Annotated in this window: 19 protein-coding genes, 1 tRNA gene and 2 riboswitches; of the genes, 13 read left to right on the top strand and 7 right to left on the bottom strand. The window is 66.8% G+C overall.

Features of this window, described 5'->3' with window-relative positions; translation table 11 throughout:
- Nucleotides 1-18: 18 nt before the first annotated feature.
- Nucleotides 19-1149: a phosphoserine transaminase gene (serC, locus tag ACZYZ4_RS15095; protein WP_463862180.1), complete on the bottom strand. Its 1131-nt coding sequence runs from the start codon at nucleotides 1147-1149 to the stop codon at nucleotides 19-21.
- 273 nt (nucleotides 1150-1422) lie between these two features.
- On the opposite strand from serC, the gene ACZYZ4_RS15100 reads away from it, so the two are divergent.
- The 10 genes from ACZYZ4_RS15100 (at nucleotide 1423) to ACZYZ4_RS15145 (ending at nucleotide 12734) form a co-directional block, all read left to right on the top strand.
- Complete coding sequence (locus ACZYZ4_RS15100) at nucleotides 1423-2118, top strand: iron-dependent transcriptional repressor DtxR (RefSeq protein ID WP_463862182.1); 696 nt, start codon at nucleotides 1423-1425, stop codon at nucleotides 2116-2118.
- 139 nt (nucleotides 2119-2257) lie between these two features.
- A riboswitch (cyclic di-AMP (ydaO/yuaA leader) is annotated at nucleotides 2258-2488 on the top strand.
- A 5-nt stretch (nucleotides 2489-2493) separates the two neighbouring features.
- Entirely contained in the window at nucleotides 2494-3318 is an 825-nt protein-coding gene (locus ACZYZ4_RS15105; RefSeq protein WP_463862184.1) for a M23 family metallopeptidase, read from the top strand.
- A 148-nt stretch (nucleotides 3319-3466) separates the two neighbouring features.
- Nucleotides 3467-3629: riboswitch (cyclic di-AMP (ydaO/yuaA leader) on the top strand.
- A gap of 70 nt (nucleotides 3630-3699) precedes the next feature.
- Nucleotides 3700-4374 carry a C40 family peptidase gene (locus ACZYZ4_RS15110; RefSeq protein WP_463862232.1) on the top strand — a complete coding sequence of 225 codons (675 nt, stop codon included), beginning with the start codon at nucleotides 3700-3702 and terminating at the stop codon, nucleotides 4372-4374.
- Between the two features lie 171 nt (nucleotides 4375-4545).
- A complete protein-coding gene (locus ACZYZ4_RS15115) occupies nucleotides 4546-5295 on the top strand; it encodes an NlpC/P60 family protein (RefSeq protein WP_463862186.1) in 750 nt (249 codons plus the stop codon).
- A 235-nt stretch (nucleotides 5296-5530) separates the two neighbouring features.
- Nucleotides 5531-6031, top strand: a complete 501-nt coding sequence (locus tag ACZYZ4_RS15120; RefSeq protein WP_463862188.1) for an HNH endonuclease — start codon at nucleotides 5531-5533, stop codon at nucleotides 6029-6031.
- Nucleotides 6032-6077: 46 nt separating this feature from the next.
- Nucleotides 6078-6818, top strand: a complete 741-nt coding sequence (gene mobA / locus ACZYZ4_RS15125; protein WP_463862190.1) for a molybdenum cofactor guanylyltransferase — start codon at nucleotides 6078-6080, stop codon at nucleotides 6816-6818.
- Complete coding sequence (locus ACZYZ4_RS15130; RefSeq protein WP_463862192.1) at nucleotides 6815-7108, top strand: DUF6457 domain-containing protein; 294 nt, start codon at nucleotides 6815-6817, stop codon at nucleotides 7106-7108. The genes mobA and ACZYZ4_RS15130 overlap by 4 nt, the downstream gene beginning before the upstream one ends.
- Before the next feature lie 10 nt (nucleotides 7109-7118).
- The gene (locus ACZYZ4_RS15135; protein ID WP_463862193.1) at nucleotides 7119-8510 is read left to right on the top strand and encodes a molybdopterin molybdotransferase MoeA; all 1392 of its coding nucleotides are present in this window, start codon (nucleotides 7119-7121) and stop codon (nucleotides 8508-8510) included.
- A 126-nt stretch (nucleotides 8511-8636) separates the two neighbouring features.
- Nucleotides 8637-9620 (top strand): formate dehydrogenase accessory sulfurtransferase FdhD, encoded by a 984-nt coding sequence (fdhD, locus tag ACZYZ4_RS15140; protein WP_463862195.1) that lies wholly within the window; start codon nucleotides 8637-8639, stop codon nucleotides 9618-9620.
- Nucleotides 9621-9698: 78 nt separating this feature from the next.
- Nucleotides 9699-12734 (top strand): alpha-mannosidase, encoded by a 3036-nt coding sequence (locus ACZYZ4_RS15145; RefSeq protein WP_463862196.1) that lies wholly within the window; start codon nucleotides 9699-9701, stop codon nucleotides 12732-12734.
- 237 nt (nucleotides 12735-12971) lie between these two features.
- On the opposite strand, the gene ACZYZ4_RS15150 is transcribed toward ACZYZ4_RS15145, so the two are convergent.
- Both ACZYZ4_RS15150 and ACZYZ4_RS15155 read right to left on the bottom strand, forming a co-directional pair.
- Complete coding sequence (locus ACZYZ4_RS15150; RefSeq protein WP_463862197.1) at nucleotides 12972-13709, bottom strand: hypothetical protein; 738 nt, start codon at nucleotides 13707-13709, stop codon at nucleotides 12972-12974.
- Nucleotides 13706-14452 (bottom strand): hypothetical protein, encoded by a 747-nt coding sequence (locus ACZYZ4_RS15155; protein WP_463862198.1) that lies wholly within the window; start codon nucleotides 14450-14452, stop codon nucleotides 13706-13708. Before ACZYZ4_RS15155 ends, ACZYZ4_RS15150 begins: the two co-directional genes overlap by 4 nt.
- A gap of 253 nt (nucleotides 14453-14705) precedes the next feature.
- On the opposite strand from ACZYZ4_RS15155, the gene ACZYZ4_RS15160 reads away from it, so the two are divergent.
- Both ACZYZ4_RS15160 and ACZYZ4_RS15165 read left to right on the top strand, forming a co-directional pair.
- Nucleotides 14706-16370 carry an ABC-F family ATP-binding cassette domain-containing protein gene (locus tag ACZYZ4_RS15160; protein ID WP_463862199.1) on the top strand — a complete coding sequence of 555 codons (1665 nt, stop codon included), beginning with the start codon at nucleotides 14706-14708 and terminating at the stop codon, nucleotides 16368-16370.
- On the top strand, nucleotides 16367-18280 hold the full coding sequence (locus ACZYZ4_RS15165) for an ABC transporter ATP-binding protein (protein ID WP_463862200.1): 1914 nt from the start codon (nucleotides 16367-16369) through the stop codon (nucleotides 18278-18280). Before ACZYZ4_RS15160 ends, ACZYZ4_RS15165 begins: the two co-directional genes overlap by 4 nt.
- A gap of 60 nt (nucleotides 18281-18340) precedes the next feature.
- Here ACZYZ4_RS15165 and ACZYZ4_RS15170 read toward each other — a convergent pair whose 3' ends face one another.
- The 3 genes from ACZYZ4_RS15170 to ACZYZ4_RS15180 all read right to left on the bottom strand — a co-directional run bounded on the left by ACZYZ4_RS15170 (nucleotide 18341) and on the right by ACZYZ4_RS15180 (nucleotide 19344).
- Nucleotides 18341-18760 (bottom strand): NUDIX hydrolase, encoded by a 420-nt coding sequence (locus ACZYZ4_RS15170; protein WP_463862201.1) that lies wholly within the window; start codon nucleotides 18758-18760, stop codon nucleotides 18341-18343.
- Between the two features lie 33 nt (nucleotides 18761-18793).
- Nucleotides 18794-19270 (bottom strand): DUF6314 family protein, encoded by a 477-nt coding sequence (locus ACZYZ4_RS15175; protein ID WP_463862202.1) that lies wholly within the window; start codon nucleotides 19268-19270, stop codon nucleotides 18794-18796.
- A gap of 1 nt (nucleotide 19271) precedes the next feature.
- Nucleotides 19272-19344: transfer RNA gene (locus ACZYZ4_RS15180), tRNA-Arg, on the bottom strand.
- An 83-nt stretch (nucleotides 19345-19427) separates the two neighbouring features.
- On the opposite strand from ACZYZ4_RS15180, the gene ACZYZ4_RS15185 reads away from it, so the two are divergent.
- The gene (locus ACZYZ4_RS15185) at nucleotides 19428-20195 is read left to right on the top strand and encodes a DUF998 domain-containing protein (RefSeq protein ID WP_463862204.1); all 768 of its coding nucleotides are present in this window, start codon (nucleotides 19428-19430) and stop codon (nucleotides 20193-20195) included.
- Nucleotides 20196-20252: 57 nt separating this feature from the next.
- Here the strand turns inward: ACZYZ4_RS15185 and ACZYZ4_RS15190 are convergent, their stop codons facing one another.
- Nucleotides 20253-20882 carry a hypothetical protein gene (locus ACZYZ4_RS15190; protein ID WP_463862205.1) on the bottom strand — a complete coding sequence of 210 codons (630 nt, stop codon included), beginning with the start codon at nucleotides 20880-20882 and terminating at the stop codon, nucleotides 20253-20255.
- Nucleotides 20883-20914 lie beyond the last annotated feature (32 nt).

Genomic DNA, 20914 nt, shown 5'->3' on the forward strand with positions numbered 1-20914 from the left:
GGTAGCCCGCGCCGAGCGCTACTTGCGCAGTTCGCCCACCACGTAATCGATGCTTGCCAGCAGCGCGGAGACGTCAGCCGGCTCGATGGCCACAAACGTGGCGATCCGGAGCTGGTTGCGGCCCAGCTTGCGGTACGGCTCGGTGTCCACGATGCCGTTGGCGCGCAGCACCTTGGCGATCGCGGCGGCGTCGATCGAGTCGTCGAAATCGATGGTGGCGATGACGTTGGAACGGTCCTCCGACTTGGCCACAAACGGGGTCGCGTACTCGGAGGCCTCGGCCCAGGAGTAGATCCGGCCGGCGGAGTCAGCAGTGCGGGCGGACGCGAAGTCCAGGCCACCGTTGGCGTTCAGCCACTGCACCTGCGCGTCGAGGGTCACCAGCGTGGAGAGCGACGGCGTGTTGTACGTCTGGTTCAGCTTGGAGTTGTCGATGGCGGTCTGGAGGTCGAGGAAGTCCGGGATCCAGCGGCCGCTGGCCTTGATCCGGGCGGCGCGTTCCAGTGCGGCGGGGGAGAAGAGGCCCAGCCACAGGCCGCCGTCGGACGCGAAGTTCTTCTGCGGGGCGAAGTAATAGACATCAGCCTCGGAGACGTCCACGTCCAGGCCGCCGGCCGCGGAGGTGGCGTCCACCAGGACCAGGGAACCGGCGTCGGCGCCCGCCACGCGCTTGACCGGAGCCGCGACACCGGTGGAGGTTTCGTTCTGCGGCCAGGCGTAGACATCCACGTCGGCCTCGGCGGCCGATACCGGGCGGGTGCCCGGCTCGGACTTGATGATGGAGGAGGCGTCCAGGAATGGGGCCTTGTTGGTGGCTGAGGCGAACTTGGAGCCGAACTCGCCGAAAGACAGGTGCTGGGCCTTCTTCTCCACCAGGCCGAAGCTGGCGACGTCCCAGAAAGCGGTGGAGCCGCCGACGCCGAGGACCACTTCGTAGCCTTCGGGGGCGTGGAAGAACTGGCTGAGGCCTTCGCGGACGGAGCCTACGAGGTTCTTGACCGGAGCCTGGCGGTGGGAGGTACCCAGGATGGTCTTGGACGCCGCTGAGAGCGCTTCGAGCTGCTCCGGCCTGACCTTGGACGGTCCTGCGCCGAACCGTCCATCCTTTGGCAGGAGGTCGGCAGGAATAGTGATGCTGGTTTCGCTCACGGGGGCTCCAATTTCGGCATGGACGTGGCTCACGTCCGGACGGTGGGGTGGCCGGTAGTCGGCAGTGACTGCATAGGACCTTCTTCATTCTGCCTGAACCCTCGATTGGGCGGGAACCGGCGCCGTCATAGTCCGGCCAATGAGACCGTTTGTCCCCGTCCGGGGATTATCCGGACAAATTCAAAATAGGCTAAGCTTTTTACCGGACCTCGCCGCTGCTGGACGCGATACGGTGGGACAACGCAAGGTACTGTGCTCGAGGAGCTGAGCTGGATGACGGATCTGATCGATACTACGGAGATGTATCTTCGGACCATTTTGGAGCTTGAAGAAGAGAACATCGTTGCTCTTCGCGCACGCATCGCCGAACGGCTGCGGCATTCCGGCCCCACGGTGTCCCAAACCATCGGCCGGATGGAACGCGACGGACTGGTGGTGGTCTCCGGAGACCGTCACCTGGAGCTGACCGAAGCCGGGCGGAAACGCGCTACGGAAGTGATGCGCAAGCACAGGCTGGCGGAACGGCTCCTGGCGGATGTGATTGGCCTGGACTGGGCCTACGTCCACGATGAAGCGTGCCGCTGGGAGCACGTGATGAGTGAACGCGTTGAGCAGCGCATCTACGAATTGCTCAACCATCCCACCGAGTCTCCCTACGGCAACCCCATCCCCGGGCTGGCCGCCCTGGGCGGGCCGGCGCCCGCACTGCCTGACGCCGATGTGATTAATCTCCTTGATGCGATGCAGGGCTACGGGCCGGCGTCGAACGTGACAGTCAGCCGGCTCGCTGAGCCTATCCAGGTGGAACCTGAGCTGCTGATTCAGTTGGACGAAGGCGGAATCAGGCCCGGCGCCTCGATGTCTCTGGAGCGCGTGGGAGAGTACATTTCCGTGCGGGTTCCGGGGATAGAGGGGGCGCTCGAACTGCCCCCGGAAGTGGCAGCGCACGTCTTCGTTTCGGTCCGCTGACGGGACGGCGGTCCCCCCCGCGTGGGCCGCGCCATAGCGCAGTGACGCCATGTTCGCAAAGATAACGGAATTGTTACTGTCCAACTTAATCACCTATAGTTGAAGCTCAGCGTCGATACAAAAGCGTTACCTGATCCGGAGCCGAGCTCTGCCAGCGGATCAGGTGCACGAGTCACCACTGGCAGAGGCGGGGGAACCACAATCGGCAGTCGCAAGACTGCCTTGGGGTGAAGTCCGTCAGCAGCAAGCCTCTTCCAGCGAAGGATCCTCACGGGATATCTCTGCGCAAAGTGCTTGTCACGGCGGACCGGGTCTTTGAACTCTCTGACCCGAATCCGACAGCTAACTTCGCAGGCTATCCAGAGAGGAACATTCTTGACCACGCAATACTCCAGGGGCCGCCGTCGCGCGGTGGGTCCCGCTTCGGCGCCCAGAGTGGCCGAGGATTTCACCGCGGAGAGGCCCCGCGACCCACAGCGGGAAGCACGCCGCCGCCGGGGACCCTTCAGGCAGATGACGGATTTCGCCGCTGCCAGTGGCCTCGGCCAGAAGGCCGGTATCGCCTTGGCAGCAACAGGCCTGGCTCTCACCGTGACGGTTCCTGTGACCGGCCCCGTGATGGCCACTCCGGCACCCGGCCAGGCGGCGTCGTCCGTTTCCGCCGCTCCGCAGCCCGAAGTTACCGCCGAAGCCGCCGCCCAAATTGATTTCAGCCGCTCGTCCGTGGTTACCCAAGGTGATCCCGACGGTAAACTGAAGCAGCTGCTGAGCGCCCAGTCCGCAGGATCCATTACCCGCGCCGCCTCTGCCGGAAGCCTCGGTTCGCCGCTGGCCCAGCTGGCTACGGCGTCACCCTTCGGATTCCGGGTCAGCCCCATTACCGGCGGCTCCGGCGACTTCCACCGTGGCCAGGACTTCGTGGCACAGTGCGGAACCTCTGTCCTGGCTGCTGCCAGCGGCACCGTGACCTCTGTTGGGTGGCACCAGTACGGCGGCGGCAACCGCGTGGTGGTGGATCACGGCAATGGCCTTGAAACCACGTACAACCACCTCTCCTCCGCTAGCGTCAGGGTGGGCCAGACGGTCGCCCGCGGCGATGTGGTTGCCCTGAGCGGCACCACGGGCGCGTCCACGGGCTGCCACCTCCACTTCGAGGTCCAGGTCAACGGCGAAGTCGTTGACCCCAGTGGCTGGCTCTGACCCAAGTGATGGCAAACTCTCGAATCGCAGCGACGTGCCGTGACCTGAATGTGACATTGGCTCGGAACTCCTGTAACGTCTAAAGCGCGTCAACTTTTCCGAAGTTGACGTTCTTGAGTGGATTGCCTAGCTCTGCCACCGCTCAAGGTCCGTTCGCATGACATCGTCTGGCAGGGGCGGGGGAACCAATTTTGGTCTTCGATTCTGAAGGCCTTGGGGTTAAGTCGCAAAGCTTCCACTGTGAAGCAGCGCGGCCGGGTGACTCCCATCCGAATCCGACAGCTTACCTCGCAGGCATTGGGAGAGGCTACCTTCGTGTCTTCACGCCATAGTTCTGCGCGTCACCGCGCACAACCGGTCCGCACCAACCCCTTGGGCCCCGTGTCCAAGGCCGTTAGTGTCAATGCCGGGACCGTAGGTCGCCAGGCTGCTGTTATCGCAGCCGCATCAGGTCTGATCCTGAGCATGGGGCTTCCGGCAAACGCCGCGGACACCACCGCCGGCGTATCCGCCTCCACCGAGTCCGGGTCCGCGCAGACGGCACTTGCCGTAACCGCGGCGCCTACAGCTACCGTTTCCTTCGAGCGCCCCGTGATCAAGACCGCGCCGGCACCGAAGGTTGAGACGGTCCGTGCGCAGTCCACGGCCTCCCAAACCGGGGCTCAGAGTGCTGCCGCAACCGAGGCCGCGGCCTCCAAGCTCGCTGACACTGTCTCCTCCGCCGCCGCATCGGGTCTGGCAGCAATTGCCTACACCGGCATCGGCAACCCCTACCTCTGGGGCGGCACCACCCCCAGCGGCTGGGACTGCTCAGGTTTCACGCAGTGGGTCTACGCCCAGGCCGGCATCAGTATTCCCCGCACCAATGCCTGGACAGCCATGCGGCCCACCGCCACACCGGCTCCCGGTGACCTGGTCATGCAGAATGGCGGCGCCCACGTCGGCATCTACGTTGGCAACGGCATGATGATCAGCGCACTGAATCCGTCACAGGGCACGCTGCTCCACTCCGTGGCATCCACGGGCTCTTCCGCGTTCTTCACGATGGTCCCGTAGGTCCTGCAGTCCAGTAGTTCCTGCAGCCCAGCGCTGCCGGAACCGTTTCTTCGAGAGAAACTCTTCGCTAAATCCCCGTTCGGGGCGTGCCGGCGTACCCCCAAGATGCCGGCGCGTCCAAAGCCCTTGTGCTGCCCACGCGGTCCTAAGGAAAACGAAAGAGAGAAATTAATGACTACACGTGCAACTGTTGCACGGCACCGCGCCGAGGTCGCCAAGACCAACTCGCTGGCTGTCATTGCTAAGGCTGTCGGCGACAACGCCGGCGGCATGGGCCGTCAGGCTGCGGTTATCGCTGCTGCTTCCGGCCTTGTCCTGACCAGTGGTATTGCTGCGAACGCGGCAGACACCGGAGTCCAGCGTGAAGCTGCTTCCGCTTCGAACCTTGAGGTTGAGGCTTTCGCCCCGGCCATCATTTCGGCCGCTTCCACCATTGCCATCTCCTACGAGAAGCCTGCCGTGACCACCACGCCGGCTCCGGTTGAGGCTCCCGAGCCTGTTGTTGAGGCTCCAGCTCCGGCTCCCAAGGCCGCGGCCACCGTCAAGGTAGCGTCGGCAACGCCGGCCGCTCCTTCGGCTCCGGTCGCTGCCAGCGGCAAGGGTGCGGCCATCCTGTCCGCTGCGTACGCCCAGTTGGGTGTCAACCAGGACTGCACCATGCTGGTGACCAACGCCCTGGCCGCCGTGGGCATCAACTTCCACGGCTGGCCCGCCGGCTACCTGTCCCTGGGCAGCACCGTCAGTGCCGCCGAGGCACAGCCCGGCGACCTGATCTACTACGCCGACGGCGGCGCGGGCGTTGCCCACATTGCCGTGTACGCCGGCAACGGCCAGGCAGTGCACGGCGGCTACAACGGCAACCAGACCGTTGTCTTCAGCGCCAATGTTGGCTCAGGACCGGTCTTCATCCGCGTGTCCTAGCAACTGATTCAGCATTCAAGGACCCCCGCCTCACGGCGGGGGTCCTTTGCTGTCGCCGGGCTGCAGCAGTGCTCCGGACGGGTGCGCGGGGGCGGCGCCTGACCGCGGCCACTTCTGCGATTAGCTGATCCCGGGATTCTTTGTTTACTCTTGTGGTGTCGATCCATAGCCCGGATATGCCGGGGGCAGCCGGCCCTCGTGCCCCTGACGGGTGCGGCCACGAAGAGGTACGTGCATGCGCACTCTCGTTCTGAATGCTGGATATGAACCGCTGGCGGTAATCACCTTCCGCCGGGCGCTGGTCCTTGTGCTCACGGGCAAGGCCAGCGTTATTGCCGAAGGCGAAGACCCCGTGGTGGGGCCGCAGGAGATCCTGGGCCGCCCGTCCGTGATTCTCCTGAACCGCTATATCCGCCCCAGATACAACCAGAGCGCCGCGGTCAGCCGCCGCGGAGTCCTGCGGCGGGACGGTCACCGGTGCGCGTATTGCGGAAAAGGTGCCCATACCATCGACCATGTGCAGCCCAAATCACGTGGCGGCGCCGACTCCTGGGAGAACCTGGTGGCCGCGTGCCTTCGGTGCAACAACACCAAGGGCGATCACACGCCGGCTGAAATGGGCTGGAAGCTCAGGTTTGTCCCGGAACCGCCGCATGGCACCATCTGGCAGATCAAGGAGCTTGAGAAGCCCACGCCTGCCTGGGACCCGTTCCTCCTGCCTGAAAGGGCCGCCTGAATACCAGCCCGCACGGCATTCGAGCCCGCACGGTTAAGCTGGGAGGGTGGACGCTGACCCCCCCGACTTCGATGCCGTCATCCTCGCCGGCGGCCGTTCGTCGCGGCTCGGTGGCGTGCCCAAGCAGAGTCTGACGTACGACGGCGACTCCCTGTTGCGCCGCTCCGCCGCCGCTGCCGGGGGAGCCCGGGCCGCCGTCGTGGTTGGTCCGGACGCCGGGGAGGTCCCGGCCGGGTTACTCCGCTGCCGCGAGGAACCGCCGTTTGGCGGTCCCGCGGCCGCTATCGCAGCCGGGCTCGCGGCGCTGGCCGCTACGGGCGGCAACCGTCCCCGGCTGACACTGGTGCTGGCCTGCGACATGCCCAACGTGGGGCAGGCGGTGGCGGCGCTGAAGGCTGCGCTGCGTTCAGGAGGACCCGCTGCCGCAGGGACTGCCACCGTTGAATACGCCGCAGGGGGGCACTCCGCGGTACAGGCGGCGGGCCTGGAATCGGACGGCGTGGTGGCCACTTCTGAGGATGGCCGCCGCCAGCCCCTGGTCGGCTTTTATAGCACAGTCGCGCTACAACGTTCCGTGGCTGAATTGGAAAGCACAGGACGCTTAATCAACGGTTCGGTGCGGGCACTCCTTGCTAGTCTGGACGTGCAGCTTGTCGCCGTTCCGGCCGGCTCCACGGCCGACGTGGACACTTGGGACGATGCCGCCGCACTTGGAGTGGCCGGACCGGATCCCATGAGCGGGCTCCGGAGCAACACCGCCGCGGATGATTTGGGAGGCAGAGCGTGAAAAGCCAGGACGAGACGCTGGAAGAGTGGTGCAGGGCCTTGCTCCAGGCGTATGAGCTGGAGGAGGTCCAGATCGACGTCAACACCATTCTGTCGCTGGCCGGCGTGGCAGCCCACTCAGTGGTCCGCCCGGCCGCCCCGCTCACCACCTTTATTGCCGGTTTCGCCGCCGGCCTGGCTGCGGGATCAGGACAGGCCACGAACGCCGCCGCCATGACCGCTGCCATGGACCGTGCCCGCACCCTTGCTGCTGACTATGATGCCGAATCCGCCGGGACCCCCGTCGAATGACCCCCGTTCAGTGACCGCCGCCCCCGGCGACGTATCCGAAAGCTCCGAGCAGCAGCCAGCCCCGGCAAAGCACCTTGCCCACACCTGGGATGAGGCGCGCAAAGCCGCCTTTGACATCGCTACGCCGATTCCGCCGGGCCGGGTTCCCCTGAGCCAGTCCCTGGGCAGGGTCCTGGCCGACGACATCACCGCACTGCACGACATGCCGCACTATGCGTCGTCTGCGATGGACGGCTGGGCCGTCAACGGCAGCGGCCCGTGGATTGTGGCGGAGGCCGGCCAGCGGCTGGCACCACACCAGGCCAGCCCCATTGTCACCGGCGGACTGATTCCGCCCGGCGCCAAGGCGGTTCTGCGCAGCGAAAGTGCCGTGCTTGGAACGGACGACGACGGCCTGCCGCTGCTGATGACCGGCGGCACCGCCCGCCCCGGCGAGCCAGGGAACGGCCAGCACATCAGGAAGGCCGGCGAGGAAGCAGCCGCGGGGGAGGTGCTGGTCAAGGCCGGCGTAACCCTGAACCCGGCCCATTTGGCGGTCGCGGCCCTGGCCGGGCACGATGACCTGCTGGTCCAGGGCAAGCCGGTCGTTAAACTCCTGCTGACCGGCTCCGAAGTTGTGGCCCGCGGGCTGCCGGTCCCCGGACAGGTCCGGGACACCTTCGGCCCGCAGCTCGCGGCCGTCGTGGAAATGCTCGGCGGCATCAACGGCGGCCAGGAACGGATCGGCGATTCCTACGCTGAGTGGCTGGACGGTCTGGCGGACGTCCCACCCGAGATGCCGGACCCCTCCGCGTTGCCGGCCGACGTCGTGATCACCACCGGCGGTACAGGCCGCTCGGACACCGACCATCTCCGCCGGGCCGTGGCGGAACTGGGCGGGCGGCTGGTGGTCGACGGCATCGCGATGCGCCCCGGCCATCCGGCCGTCCTGGCCGAGCTCCCCGACGGGCGCTTTGTCCTGGGGCTCCCCGGAAACCCGCTGGCCGCCATGATGGCACTGTCCACGGTGGGCGAACCGCTGCTGGCGGCGCTGGGCCACGGCACCATGCCGCCGGTGCAGGAGGTCCCGTGCGGCACCACCATCGAGCCGGAGCCGGGCCGGACCAGGCTGATGCCCTTCCGCCTGCTGTACGGGATGGCGTCACCGGCCAAGCACACAGGTCCCGGGATGATGCGCGGACTGGCGTCGGCGCACGGGGTGATGGTTGTTCCGCCGCACGGCGTGCAGCTGGGCGAACCCGTCCCGGCGTTTGCCTTGCCGTGGGGACCGCCGGTGCCCGCGCCCGAACAGCCAGGCGCCAAGTCCAAGGGCCGGCCCGCCGCCAAGCCGGCCACCCGGGCAGCTGCCAAGGACGCTGCGAAGCCCGCCGGTCCGGTGGACTGGAGTGCCCTGCTGGGGTAGGCGCCGGGCTGCGGAAGCACGTACGCCACAGCACAGCCAGTGGTGCGATGATGGACCTATGAACAGCGCCAGCCGGCAGGTCCGGAACGTCCACGGGGCCCTTCGAGACTGTCTGGCGGTTTGCTGATGGGCCGTGTGACACAGCGCCGCAAGGTGCATAAGTACGTTTTGGATGGCTCGCCGAAGGCCCTTGAGTTCCCGGTCCGCCACCGCGAGGACGTCCTCGCCGTCGAAGAGCCGCTGGAAATCCGGATCGGTGCGCTGTCGTTTTCGGTGACCATGCGGACACCCGGGGACGACTTTGACCTCGTGGCCGGCTTCCTGGTGTCCGAAGGGATCATCTGGGCTCCCGAGCAGCTGGTGTCGCTGCGGTTCTGTGCCGGCGAGGACGAAAACGGCGTCCAGACGTTCAACGTGGTGGAAGCCCAACTGCGGTCCGACGTCGAACTCCCGGCGAAGGGACGGAACGTCTTCACCTCAAGTTCCTGCGGTATCTGCGGCACGGACTCGATCGAGGCAGTGCGCAAGTCCTCCCATTTCAGCCCGGCCGCGGATCCTTTGACCGTGGCCGCTGACGTTCTGGCTTCCCTGCCCGGGCGGCTCCGCGAAGCCCAGGACGTCTTTGACGTCACCGGGGGAGTTCACGCTGCGGGCCTCTTCCGCATAACGGACGACGGCGGCGTGCAGCTCCTGTGCCTCCGCGAGGATGTGGGACGCCACAACGCCGTGGACAAGGTGGTGGGCTGGGCCCTGCGGGAGCGGTTGCTTCCGCTGACCGGGCTGGTCCTGCAGGTGTCGGGCCGCGCGTCGTTTGAACTCGTCCAGAAAGCAGCGTTGGCAGGCATTCCCGTGCTGGCGGCGGTAAGCGCGCCGTCGAGCCTTGCTGTGGAGCTGGCGGAGGCCAGCGGCATGACCCTGGCAGGATTCAGCCGGGGCACCAGCCTGAATATCTACGCCGGACAGGGCAGGATCACGCTGCCCGCCGCGCCGGTTCCTGCGCAGGTCCCCGGGGAGGACCCGGCAGGGGTCCGCGCGAACGTACCCGGACAGAAAACATCGTCAGCACCTTCGGCGAAGATTTCCGGTGAGGCTTGGCTATTGAGCTACTAGCCGGTAGATTTTATCCATCGATTGGACGCGTTGGTCCGGATTCGAGAACTCCAGTTCAAGCACCTAAGAGGGTTTACATTGCATGACGACCGCCGGATCACCGAAGTCCGCCTGGACCGGTTTGTCCGCGAGCGGATCGTTCCCGCCGTTTACGCCCGCACCGTTCCGCTGAACCTGAGCAGCTGGGATGCTCCCGGCGAACCCGTGTCAGTGATGGAAGCACTGCGGAATCACTTCGCGCCTCAGGAACACGGTGCCGCCTGGGGCAAGCCGTGGGGCACCAAGTGGTTGCGACTGCAGGGCGACGTCCCGGAAGCCTGGGGCACCGGCCCGGACACCGCCGTGGAAATCGTGGTGGATCTTGGCTTCATCAACGAAGCCCCCGGATTCCAGTGCGAGGGAATCGCCTGGCGCCCTGACGGCACCATCATCAAGGCCATTTCGCCCCGGAACCAGTACATTCCCCTGAAGCTCCTGGGCAGCGGCATGTCCGTTGACTTCTACGTTGAAGCGGCTGCCAACCCGGACATGGCGCAGGGCTGGATTTTCGCCGCCACACCGTACGGAGATACGGCGACGGCAGGCACGGCACCGCAATACCGGCTGGGCAGGATCGCCATCGCCGAACTCAACCAGACGGTCTGGGAACTCCAGCAGGACATCTGGACCCTCGCCGGGCTGATGCACGAACTCCCGCCGGAGCAGCCGCGGCGCCATGAGATCCTCCGTGCGCTGGAGCGCATGATGGACCAGATGGATCCCGACGACGTCCCCGGCACCGCCGCGGCCGGGCGGGCAGCCCTGGCCGTGGTCCTGTCCAGGCCCGCCTACGCTTCCGCCCATCAGCTGGTGGCTACGGGCCACGCCCACATCGACTCCGCCTGGCTCTGGCCGGTGCGCGAAACCATCCGCAAATGTGCCCGGACGTTCTCCAACGTGGTGGCGCTGATGGACGAGGATCCGGGCTTTGTGTTCTCCTGTTCCTCAGCCCAGCAGCTCGCCTGGATGAAGGAATTCTACCCCGAGCTTTTCGGCCGGATCCGGGAAAAGGTCAAGGCCGGGCAGTTCGTTCCGGTGGGCGGCATGTGGGTCGAGTCGGACACCAACATGCCGGGCGGCGAGGCCATGGCCCGGCAGTTCATTGAGGGCAAAAGCTTCTTCCTCGACGAGTTCGGCGTCGAATGCCGCGAAGCCTGGCTCCCGGATTCCTTCGGCTATTCCGCGGCCCTGCCGCAGATCGTCAAGTCGGCGGGCAGCCGCTGGTTCCTCACGCAGAAGATCTCGTGGAACCAGGTCAACCGCATGCCGCACCACACCTTCAACTGGGAAGGCATCGACGGCACCCGCCTGTTCACGCACTTCCCGCCCGTTGACACCTACAACGCCGAGCTCAGCGGACGCGAATTGGCGCACGCAGAGCGGAATTTCCGCGACCACGGACGCGGCAACACCTCGCTCGTCCCGTTCGGTTACGGCGACGGCGGCGGCGGGCCGACGCGTGAAATGCTGGCTGCCGCCAACCGCACCGCAGACCTCGAAGGATCGCCCAAGGTCAGGGTGGGCTCCGCAGAGAGTTTCTTCACCCAGTCGGAGGAAGAGTATTCCTCCCTGCCCGTCTGGGTGGGGGAGATGTACCTGGAACTCCACCGCGGCACGTACACCAGCCAGGCCCAGACCAAACGCGGCAACCGGCGCAGCGAACACCTGCTCCGCGAGGCCGAACTCTGGTGTGCCACAGCTGCTGTCCGCGGCATCGGTGCCTTCGAGTACCCGGCGGCCGAGCTGAAGCGGCTCTGGCGGCTGGTGCTCCTGCAGCAGTTCCACGACATCCTGCCCGGCAGCTCCATCGCCTGGGTCCACCAGGACGCGGAACGTAACTATGCAGCCGTCAGCGCCAGCCTCGAAACCCTCATTGGGCAGGCCGCGGCCGCGCTCCTCGGCGAGGGGGCGCGGACCTTCCTGCTCAACGCCGCACCGCACACGCGTAACGGCGTTCCGGCCTTGGCTGCCGCTGAGCTTTCGCTGGCCAGCCAGCCGGTCCAGGCTGCCGCCGTGGATGGCGGCTATGTGCTGGACAACGGCATCATCCGGGCGGTCTTGGATGCCGATGGCCTGCTTGCCTCCCTCACCGACTACGCCACGGGACGGGAAGCCATCGCGCCCGGAGCGCGCGGCAACCTGCTGGAACTGCACCGGGACACGCCCAACGAGTGGGACGCCTGGGACATCGATGAGTTCTACCGCCGCAACGTCGTGGCCCTCACGGCGGCGCAGGCCATCCGGGTGGAACACGTCGGAACCAGTGCCGCTGTGGTGGTGGAACGGGTTGCCGGCTCGTCACCGGTCACCCAACGGATCACGCTGGATGCCGGCAGCGGCTCCCTCACTATCACCACGGCCGTTGAGTGGCAGGAGAGCGAGAAGCTGCTCAAGCTGGGCTTCCCGCTGGACGTCAGGGCGGACCGCTCCGCTTCAGAGACCCAGTTCGGCCATGTCTTCCGTCCCACCCACGTCAACACCTCGTGGGAGGCTGCCAAGTTCGAGATCTGCGCGCACCGCTGGATCCACGTGGCCGAGCCCGGCTACGGCGTCGCGATTTCCAATGCGGCCACCTACGGACACGATGTCACCAGATGCGTCAGGGATTCCGACGGCGGGACCACCACCTCGGTGCGTCTCTCCCTGTTGCGCGCACCGAAGTTCCCGGACCCGACGGCGGACCGCGGCCACCAGGAACTGACCGTGACCATCCGCCCCGGCGCCGGAATCGCCGAAGCTGTGGAAGAGGGGTACCGCACCAACCTTGCACCCCGGCTGGTGAAGGGCGCCCGCGGCGTGGAGCCGCTTTTCTCCGTGGACAACCCGGCCCTCGTGATCGAGGCGGTCAAGCTTGCCGAAGACGGGTCCAGTGATGTTGTGGTCCGCCTCTATGAGTCCCTGGGGCAGCGGTCCGCAGGCACACTCACGGCCAATTTCCCGGTCGCGGACGTCCAGGCCACAGACCTCCTGGAGCGGGCCACGGACGCCCCGGGCGTTAACACTGCCGCAGCAGAGCAATCGGTGGAGCTTTCGCTGCGCCCGTTCCAGCTGGTGACCCTGAGGTTCGCACGGTAGGTGCGGCATGGGTGCAAGCCGTCCGGTCAGTGGGCGGGTGGATGAGAAAACGGACGTGGCCGTTAAATGGCTGAGTGGGGGCGGTCCCCAACGGCCCGCCACCACTCATCCCCCCAAGGAATGCAAAGTTTCACCAGGCCCGGCGTCCAAGAATCAATCCCCGTTCGCAAACACCGGCACCCCACTTCACACATTCATGATTATGCCATGTCTAATGATTTTGTGAAAGATGTGAAGTTACTTTGCAGTAGAAGTCCTTGGCCGCGGGCCGCCCCGCCGGTGCCGGACACTGGCCACGGCGATTAAAGCCAGGCCAAAGACAAAGCACAGAACGGCGGTGTAGTTGATCAGGAACATCGCTGCTCCCCAGTTGGGCGGATAGAAGGGAAAGAGCAGCGTTAGCGCGATGGCCACCGAGCCTGTGCCCAGCAGGAAGGCGGCGATGCGAACCAGGGCGGGCAGCGTGCTGCTGACCGCGCGCACCATGGCCGGCAGCAGGACCAGTGAAACGTACGCAGGGTAAGCGCGGCCTGCAGCACCGTAGTACTCGACCAGCAGTCCGTGCCGGGCGTCCTTGGCTGACACCGAGCCCATGCCCGCGGAGGACCCCGCCGTATCCATCATCAGGAACACAACAAGCACTGTCAGCGAGGTCAGCGCCAGGACGGCCATCCCGATCCGTCCGGTGAGCAGCCGGTAGGCGTCGTCGGCCCCAAAACCCCGGGTGACGCGGATGCCCACGAAGAAAATAGCGGCGAAGATGACAAAACGGAGCAGGAGGTTGGCCGCATTAACGCCGCCGAGCGCCTGGTCGATGGCAAGGTACGGCGCCTGGATGCTGAGCAGAATGGCGAGCGTCATCAGCGCAAAGACATAGAAGAGTGTCCTGTTCATCCCCCTCACGGCACTGGGAACGCGCGCGATGGCCACCAGACCGCAGACAGTCAGCGTGGACCACTGCAGGATTTCGATCATCCCAGGTTCTCCCAGATCTTTTCGGTTTTCTCGTTGTCATGTTCCTGCCGGCGGAGGGCTCTGCCGAGAGTCTGCAGCCGGTCGCCGGCCAGCGTGGTCAGCTGTCCGTCGGACAGGCTGTCGAGCGCGGCCTGCCGGGCGTCGGGAGGCCAGCCGGCCTCCGCCTCCGTGACCAGCCCGGTGGCCACCAGGCCGCAGGCAGGGCCGACGCCGGCGGCAAGGGAGGTGGCAACCGCCAGTTCCGGAGCCAGCCGGTTTGCGGTCAGTTGTGCCGAATAGTTCTGCGGAGCGATTCCAGTGGCGGCGGAGACCCGGTGCCGCAGTTCACCGTCGTCGATTGCCTCCACCCAGTTCTTGACCGAGGTGGCGTGCGGGGTGGGGTCCAACGCAGACGAACCGGCAGTCGCGACAGTCGCCGGCACACCACCCGGGTCCGCGGCGGAACGGGCCAAGACTGCCCGCAGGAGGTCCGGGGTGGAGATCTGGCTGACCAGTTCGGACCTGGTGGGCGGGTGCGCATCCGCGAGCTGGCTGTAGGCATCAAACGCCGCCAGCGCCGAGACGGGGTTGACGTTGTACGCCCGGCTGATGCTCACCACTGTTGCCTCTGCCACCTTGCCCCGGACAAGCTGCTGGGCCAGTGTGGTCCGCTTGATGCCGGACACGCGGCAGATGTCGGACGTGCTCGTGTGGGGAGCGATACCGTGCAGCCAGCGCTGGAACACCTTGGCAGGAATGGGCATGACGCCTCTCTCCGCAGAACGGATGGTCGCTTCTGATTTTAGCCTGTTCTCCCGCAGGCGGTTTGGTGCGGCGTGCTGAGTCGACTATGCTTGATGGTCGAGCCCGTTGGTCCGTACACCCCCCAAGTCCGGACCGGCGGGCTCTTTAGTGCCCCGGCACTTAGCGGGGCGGCATATTGCGGATTTACCGCAGTTTCGGGCCGATTCAGGCGGGCTCCTCCGGCCGGGCGGCGGCGAGAGGATGGACCAACCTATGACTGCAACCCTTGTTGCCAAAGATCTTTCCGGCGGCCACGACCACCGGACGCTGTTCGCCAAACTCTCCCTCACGGTGGCCCCCGGCGACGTGGTGGGTGTGGTGGGCGCCAACGGCGCCGGCAAATCCACCCTGCTGCGCCTGCTGGCTGGCGTGGACCAGCCCCAGGGCGGCAGCGTCAGCCTCGCCCCCGCCGATGCCTTTGTAGGCTGGCTGCCCCAGGAACACGAGCGCGTCGCAGGCGAGACTGTGGCCGGCTACATCGCCCGCCGGACCGGCTGCGCCCAGGCGACCGTGGAGATGGAGTCCACCGCAGAGGCTCTGGGCTCCGGCGCACCGGGAGCCGATGACGCCTACTCCCTGGCCTTTGACCGCTGGATGGCGTCGGGCGCGGCAGACCTCGACGAACGCATCCCGCCCGTCCTGGCTGACCTCGGCCTGGACACGGGCGCAGACGCTCCCATGACCGGACTCTCCGGCGGCCAGGCCGCCCGCGTGGCCCTCGCTGCGCTCCTGCTCAGCCGGTTCGATGTTGTGCTGCTGGACGAGCCCACCAACGACCTTGACCTGGCCGGCCTGGCCAAGCTGGAGGCTTTTGTCCAGGGCCTGCGCGGCGGTGTGGTGCTGGTCTCCCATGACCGCGAGTTCCTGGCCCGCTGCGTGACCACCATTGTGGAACTGGATCTGGCGCAGAATTCCGTCGCTGTGTACGACGGCGGCTACGAGGCCTTCCTGGAGGAGCGCGCCGTGGCGCGGCGCCACGCGAGGGAAAAGTTCGAGGAGTTCGCCTCCACCAAGGCAGATCTGGTCTCCCGTGCCCGGACCCAGCGCGAGTGGAGCTCCCAGGGCGTGCGGAACGCCATGAAGAAGAGCCCGGACAATGACAAGATCCGCCGTGCCGCCAGCACCGAGTCGTCAGAAAAGCAGGCCCAGAAGGTCCGGCAGATGGAATCCAGGATCGCCCGGCTGGACGTGGTGGAGGAGCCGCGGAAGGAATGGCAGCTGCAGTTCACCATTGGCCAGGCGCCCCGGTCCAGTGCGGTGGTGGCCACCCTGCGTGACGCCGTCGTTCAGCAGGGAAGCTTCACGCTGGGCCCGGTGAACCTGCAGCTCAACGCGGGGGAGCGGATCGGCATCACCGGCCCCAACGGAGCCGGAAAGTCGACGCTGCTGCGCCTGCTCCTGGGCGTGCAGGCGCCGGACGCCGGAAACGCCGCCATGGGCGCCTCGGTGGCCATCGGCGAAATTGACCAGGCCCGCGGACTGCTGGCCGGCCACCTCAACCTTGGCGACGCCGTCGAAGCCGTGCTCACGGACCTGACGCCGGCGGAGGTCCGCACCCTGCTGGCCAAGTTCGGGCTGAAGGCGGACCACACCACACGCCCCGTGGATTCCCTGTCGCCGGGGGAACGCACCCGCGCTGCATTGGCGCTGCTGCAGGCACGCGGGGTGAACCTGCTGGTCTTGGACGAACCCACCAACCACTTGGACCTGCCCGCCATCGAGCAGCTGGAAGAGGCCCTGGAAAGCTACGAGGGCGCGCTGCTGCTGGTGACCCACGACCGGAGGCTGCTGGAGAACGTGCGGCTGGATGTACGGTGGAATGTGGACAACGGAACGGTAACTGAACTGATGGCACGCGCGACGGAGCAACAGCGATGAGCATGGACGGCGTTGCCTGGCACTCCCTGTACAACATTTCCCGGGCCAAGAGCGGCTCCCGGCCCTTCTCCAAGGCCACCCTGAAGCGGGTCCTGGGTTTCGCGCGCCCCCACCGGACAAAACTGATCGCGTTTGTGGCGCTGTCCATTGTGATGGCGTTCCTGGCTGTGGCCACGCCCGTGCTGGCCGGCCAGGTGGTTGATGCCATCGTGGCCAAGGCCGGCACGGACGAAGTGATCCGGCTGGCCATGCTGATCGCCGTGGTGGCCGTGGCCGAAGCCGGCCTGGGACTCGTCAGCCGCTGGCTGTCCTCCAACATCGGCGAAGGCGTGATCGTGGACCTGCGCACCAGGGTCTTTGATCATGTGCAGAAGATGCCCATCGCGTTCTTCACCCGCACCCGCACCGGCGCCCTGGTCAGCCGCCTGAACAACGACGTCATCGGCGCCCAGTCCGCGTTCGCCGGCACCCTGTCCGGCGTGGTCAGCAACGTGGTGGCCCTGGTCCTGACGCTGATCGTGATGCTGGGGACGTCCTGGCAGGTCACCGTGCTGGCGATGGTCCTGTTGCCGATCTTCCTTATCCCCGCCCGCCGGATGGGCTCCCGGCTCGCGGACCTGCGCCGTGAGGCCGCAGACCACAACGCAGCCATGGGCACCCAGATGACCGAGCGGTTCTCCGCTCCGGGCGCCACGCTGGTGAAGCTCTTCGGCCGGCCGGATGAGGAATCCCGCGAGTTCGCTGTCCGGGCCGGCCGGGTCCGGGACATCGGCGTCCGCACGGCCATGCTGCAGTTCACCTTCGTCACCGCGCTGACGCTGGTATCCGCCCTTGCCCTGGCCCTGGTCTACGGCCTGGGCGGCTGGCTGGCCATCGGCGGGCAGCTCGCCGCGGGCGACGTCGTGGTGCTGGCACTGCTGCTGACCCGCCTGTACGCCCCGCTCACCGCCCTGTCCAACGCCCGGGTGGAAATCATGAGTGCCCTGGTCAGCTTCGAGCGGGTTTTCGAGATCCTGGACCTCAAACCCCTGATCCAGCAGAAGCCCGACGCCGTGGCCATCCCGCCGGGACACGTTTCGGTGGAGTTCGACGGCGTCCGCTTCGCCTACCCCTCGGCGGACAAGGTCTCGCTGGCCTCGCTCGAGGAAGTGTCCACCCTGGACACCCGCGGCGGCGAAGAGGTGCTGCATGGCATCAGCTTCAGGGTGGAACCCGGGCAGACCGTCGCCCTGGTGGGCTCCTCGGGTGCCGGAAAGTCCACCATCGCGCAGCTGCTTTCCCGGCTGTACGACGTCGATTCCGGTGCCGTGCGGCTCGGTGGCACTCTGCCGGGGTCGGGTCTGGACGTCCGGGACGCCACCTTCGATTCCCTGCGGGACACGCTGGGCATGGTCACCCAGGACGGACACCTCTTCCACGAATCCATTGCCTCAAACCTCCGGCTCGCCCGGCCGGACGCCACCGAAGAGGACATGTGGGACGCCATCCGGCAGGCCCGCCTCGAGACCATGATCCGGTCCCTGCCCGACGGCCTGGACACCGTAGTGGGGGAGCGCGGCTACCGGCTCTCCGGCGGTGAACGCCAGCGCCTGACCATCGCGCGGCTGCTGATCTCCCAGCCGCGGGTGGTTATCCTCGACGAGGCCACCGCCGCACTGGATTCCACGAACGAAGCCGCCGTGCAGGCGGCCCTGGGCGCCGCGCTCGAGGGGCGCACCGCCGTCGTGATTGCCCACCGGCTGTCCACCATCCGTGCCGCAGACGTCATTCTGGTGGTGGAGGACGGGCAGATCGTGGAACGCGGGAACCATACCGATCTACTCGCCGCCGAGGGCCGGTACGCCGAGCTCTACCGGACGCAGTTCGCCGAGGCTACGGCCGTGGCAGCCGAAGCCGTTCCGGAGTTCTAGCCCCATCGAGGGGTGAGGTTTCGGCGCTTAGCCCGGGCTGAAGCGCCGGGATCTCACTCCTCAGCGGCGGAGTGCGGCCAGTTCGGGCAGGATGTGGTCCGTCAGGAGCGGGGCGAGGTCCGCGGGCAGCGGTGCGCCCCGATCCAGCGCTGCCAGGTCCAGCCAGCGGATCTCGGCGATCTCAGCGGAGGGGTGCGCCGTCCAGGTTCCGGGTGCCGTAAACACTGTCGCTTCGATGTCCGTGGCGGCCTCGTTGGCGGCGTCGGCGATCCAGATGCCCATCAGCTCCAGCTCGCGCGGTTCCACCACGATCCCCACTTCCTCCAGAAGTTCCCGCGCCGCGGCGTGGACGGCGGTTTCACCGGCCTCGGGCTTGCCGCCGGGGTGCATAAACATGCTGGTGCCGCGCTTGCGGACGGTCAGGAGCCGGCCGGCGTCGTCGAAGACACAGACGGCGGAGACAACAATGCGGGCTTTCACGGTTCCGAGCCTAGCCTGTTCAGGGCAACCTGTTCAGACCTGCCGCTTCAGGGTGGACGTCAGTATCAGGTCCTTGCGCGGGCCGGTCACATCCCACGTGTAACTGAACGTGTCCGGGCCTTCGTAGTTGTAGGCCACGCGGTAGGTATCAGGATCGCACCAGTGCTGGTCCAGGTTGGCCTCGGGTGTGAAACTCATCCGGTGGAAGGGCCGCCCGTCGGCAAAAACCACGTCCAGGGCGTCGGGCCGGTCGGCGGGTTTCAGGACGTATTCACGCGAGGCGGGGCCGGTAAAGGTGGGCCAGCGCATGGTGCCGTCTTCGCGGAAGGCCAGGCCGCCGTCGTCCCCGGGGGAAAAACGCACGACGCCGGAAAAGGTTCCGTGGGTGCCGGCCGCCCGGTCCACCAGCTGCCGTTCAACGGCCCAGTGTCCCTCAACGGACAAGTTCCCGGCCTGCGGGGGGCCGAGCAGGTAGGCGCGGAGGTCAAACTCCGGTGAAGGAAGGTTCAAGTGCCCTCGATTGGAATCGAACCAACGACACCGGCTTTAGGAGAGCCGTGCTCTATCCACTGAGCTACGAGGGCGCGCATCCGCTTTACCGGCAAGGCCGGTCCGTCCGGACACGGATACAAGCATACAAGGTGGGAGCCCGTACTACGCTCTTGGCATGAGATCAGCCCCGACATCCGCCCCCGCCGTGGCCTACCTCCCGGATACGGCCTCCACCCGCCAGTACATCGGCGCCTGGTCCGTGCTGAGCGTCCTGCAGTATTTTGTGGCGGAATCGGCCGTGATCGGCGCCTGGGCCGGCCCGCAGCCCTACGACCGCCGGACCGGCTACATCAGCGACCTCGGCGCGCTTAACTGCGGGATCTACGACGGGCGGGACGTGTGTTCGCCGCTGCATTGGCTGATGAACGCCTCGTTTGTGGTCCAGGGGCTGGGGATGCTGCTCGGTGCGCTGCTGCTGGGTTCGGGGCTGCTGTGTGTCGCCGCGCGGGGCGGGGCCCGGGTCCAGCCGGGGCGTCGGAAGCCCTGGCTGGCGGCCGTGGGTGTGCGGATCCTGACCGGCACCGCCGGTGCGGGGACCATGATCGTGGGCTTGGTGCCGGAGGACGTCGGCTCCGGCTGGCACTTCACCGGGGCGCTGATGTACTTCGTCGCCGGCGCGCTGGCCCTGCTGCTGCTCGGTGCGCTGTGGCTGCGGCAGACGCCCCTGGGGTGGTTCGTGCTGGTGTGCGGGCTGGTGTCGCTCGCCGCGCTGGTGACCGGCGGTCTCACGGGGATGGACGTGCCGGAGCCGGGCACCCTGGAACGGCTGATGGGCTACCCCGTCACTGTGGGAGTGGCGGCCGCGGGCCTGGTGATCGCCCAACGTGTGCACCGACAGCGCAAGGACCGGCGCGCCTCTGTCACCTCGTCGACTGCTCCGTAAGCGCCGTTTAGGGGGCTCAAAAGGGCCGTTACGGAGCAATCGATGAGGCGGAGCGAGTCAGCTGGCCGCCTTGCCTCGCCGGAAGTTCAGCACCACCACGGTTGCCCCTGCCAGCAGGCTGAGGACGAACAGAACCCACCCCGCAACGGTGAGCGTGGACGCCAAGGCGACCTGGCCGGCGTCGGCCGTTTCCGACGCCAGTGCGGCGTCGATGGCGGCGTTGCCCCACAGCCGGACCACCACAAACAGCAGCGGGACAGCCCAGAGTGCCCAGCGGAGCGTCTTGCTGGCTACGTTGGTTCCGATCAGGAGCAGCCACGTGAAGCCGAAAATGAGCGGGAACAGCGTGCCGGCAGTCTTGTGGACGTAGTTGAGCTGGCCGCGGGCGTCGTTGTCCATGGCGGCGTGCAGTTGGCCCACATAGCCGGTGTCAAAACCGCCCACCAGGGAGTCCGGCATGGCCAGGCCGCCGGAGAGCTGGGTGAGCTGCTGCAGCGTGAGCAGGTGGACGTACCAGAACAGGAACAGGCTGGCCACCACGCCCGCGATGAGAATCAGGTTGGTGTTGTTCTGGGCCTTCTGCGGCGAACGGCTGGTGGTGGGGTTGATGACCGGCGGAAGGCTGTGCTGCGGAACAGCCGCCTTGGAGCCGTGCTTCTTGATCCGCTGCGCTGGGGTTTTGGCCATGGCACCATTATCCCGCCACCTAAACTGGGTCC

This window comes from Pseudarthrobacter adonitolis (assembly GCF_055412845.1).

What these genes read in the sequence shown, in the direction of transcription:
- ACZYZ4_RS15120 (WP_463862188.1), top strand. Translation starts at nt 5,531, where the DNA reads ATGCGCACTCTCGTTCTGAATGCTGGATATGAACCGCTGGCGGTAATC.
- ACZYZ4_RS15150 (WP_463862197.1), bottom strand. Translation starts at nt 13,709, where the DNA reads ATGATCGAAATCCTGCAGTGGTCCACGCTGACTGTCTGCGGTCTGGTG.
- ACZYZ4_RS15115 (WP_463862186.1), top strand. Translation starts at nt 4,546, where the DNA reads ATGACTACACGTGCAACTGTTGCACGGCACCGCGCCGAGGTCGCCAAG.
- ACZYZ4_RS15190 (WP_463862205.1), bottom strand. Translation starts at nt 20,882, where the DNA reads ATGGCCAAAACCCCAGCGCAGCGGATCAAGAAGCACGGCTCCAAGGCG.
- ACZYZ4_RS15155 (WP_463862198.1), bottom strand. Translation starts at nt 14,452, where the DNA reads ATGCCCATTCCTGCCAAGGTGTTCCAGCGCTGGCTGCACGGTATCGCT.
- ACZYZ4_RS15100 (WP_463862182.1), top strand. Translation starts at nt 1,423, where the DNA reads ATGACGGATCTGATCGATACTACGGAGATGTATCTTCGGACCATTTTG.
- ACZYZ4_RS15160 (WP_463862199.1), top strand. Translation starts at nt 14,706, where the DNA reads ATGACTGCAACCCTTGTTGCCAAAGATCTTTCCGGCGGCCACGACCAC.
- fdhD (WP_463862195.1), top strand. Translation starts at nt 8,637, where the DNA reads ATGGGCCGTGTGACACAGCGCCGCAAGGTGCATAAGTACGTTTTGGAT.
- ACZYZ4_RS15165 (WP_463862200.1), top strand. Translation starts at nt 16,367, where the DNA reads ATGAGCATGGACGGCGTTGCCTGGCACTCCCTGTACAACATTTCCCGG.
- ACZYZ4_RS15185 (WP_463862204.1), top strand. Translation starts at nt 19,428, where the DNA reads ATGAGATCAGCCCCGACATCCGCCCCCGCCGTGGCCTACCTCCCGGAT.